Origin of the sequence: Comamonas faecalis, from assembly GCF_039538025.1 — a bacterium.
Classification (GTDB): domain Bacteria; phylum Pseudomonadota; class Gammaproteobacteria; order Burkholderiales; family Burkholderiaceae_C; genus Comamonas_C; species Comamonas_C faecalis.
Genome location: NZ_BAABBP010000061.1, coordinates 1 through 1,499 on the forward strand (window position 1 = coordinate 1; position 1,499 = coordinate 1,499).

General features: G+C 63.8%; 2 protein-coding genes and 1 tRNA gene. 2 read left to right on the forward strand and 1 reads right to left on the reverse strand.

Features of this window, described 5'->3' with window-relative positions; all coding sequences use genetic code 11:
* Window positions 1-135 precede the first annotated feature (135 nt).
* A tRNA-Val gene (locus ABD767_RS17175) sits at window positions 136-210 on the reverse strand.
* 182 nt (window positions 211-392) lie between these two features.
* On the opposite strand from ABD767_RS17175, the gene ABD767_RS17180 reads away from it, so the two are divergent.
* Entirely contained in the window at window positions 393-797 is a 405-nt protein-coding gene (locus ABD767_RS17180; RefSeq protein WP_344870007.1) for a hypothetical protein, read from the forward strand.
* Window positions 798-818: 21 nt separating this feature from the next.
* Window positions 819-1,163: a hypothetical protein gene (locus ABD767_RS17185; RefSeq protein WP_344870008.1), complete on the forward strand. Its 345-nt coding sequence runs from the start codon at window positions 819-821 to the stop codon at window positions 1,161-1,163.
* Window positions 1,164-1,499: the final 336 nt, after the last annotated feature.

Here is a 1,499-nt window from a genome sequence, read left to right on the forward strand (position 1 = left end):
CGCCGATTGGGGGCATCCCTCCCGCAGAAGCTGAGGCAAACTACTGGCGGCAACTCGCCGTCAGCAACACCTCGACAGAGGTGTCAACTTAAACCAATCAGCCTCCTTGAAACCCGGGGCGGTTCAAGATGGAATTGGTGGGTCGTAGTGGGATCGAACCACTGACTTCCACCGTGTGAAGGTGGCACTCTACCGCTGAGTTAACGACCCTGACCGAAGGCGCATCCAGTGAATGGGAACGCGTCCGGATTTGTGCATGGTGGGTGATACATGGATCGAACATGTGACCCCTGCCTGTGAAGGCAGCGGCATCACCGTCCAACACCGCACCAGCACGAGATTCTAGCATCAGTGTGTCCACTCACTGTGCCCAAAGATGAAAGACGCCCCTCATGTTCAGCAAATTCCTGCTCGGTAAGCTCACTGTGGACGACGACGCACGTCGAGCACTGAGCCGCACGCCGCTTGACCTGATCGCGCGCCACGCGGTGTGTGACTTCGGCGCCGTCTCGCCGCGGCGCTTCAAGCAGAACCAGATCGCGCTGAGTACAGGAGACGAGATCCAGTCCGAATACCTCATCGACCCGACCTCGCCCGACCGGGGGAGAGTGAAGATAGTCACAGCGCTGGATGGGGCGAAACCCACGTCGCCCTGGTCAAACCCCAACCCAAGAAAAGGAAACTCAGTGGCACTGCTTTTTAGTTTTTTCAGGCTCGTTCGCTCCGTCGCCCGCGTGGTCAAAGTCGTCAGCACCGGTATCGCGCTCGCGCACGCCGCACGAAGATATGCGAGGTAGGATGACCGAACGGCACCTGACATGAGTGCCGGACGTGAGCGTGGCCGGTGGTGGCTCGCTGCGCTTCTCGGCGGCGGCGTACTGCTTGTCCAGGCGGTCGCGCTCGTCCTTCTGGGCGCCGGCCAGCGCGCTCTGGCGCGCCGCCGCGGCGCTGCCCTGCGCCCTGAAGATGTCGCCGCGCAGGGAGTTGTCGGAGGCGTAGCGGCTCGTATCGGCCTGGATCTGCGCACCGCGCAGGGTGTTGTTGGACTTGGCGATGTCCGCCTGCAGCGCAGGCCCGGCGCGTCAGAGAAGGTGTTGCCGCTGCGGGCGACGCCAGGCACGCTGGTCTGCTGCCAGCCGTCGCGCAGGGAGGGCGTCGATTGAGCGGGTGGGGCCGCTGGGGGGATGGGTGCTGGGGGTTGGGCGGCGCCGGCAGGCGTGGATGTTGGGGCGGAGGGGGCGCTGCCCCCTCCAGTACCGAACGGCAGAACCCCACCCCCCTCCAGGCCATACCTCCGCAGAACAGAGGCTCCCGGAGACGCCGAGTCTATGAGTCTTGACGCTGCGCCACTTCCCGCCAGGCCGGATACAGCTTGAACCGCCCCGGGTTTTGAGGAGGCTCCAACACTTGAGAAGATGGAGCTATGACCAAGTCAAACAAGTTCTCACCCGAGGTCCGCGAGCGCGCCGTGCGCATGGTGCAGGAGCATCGAGCCGACT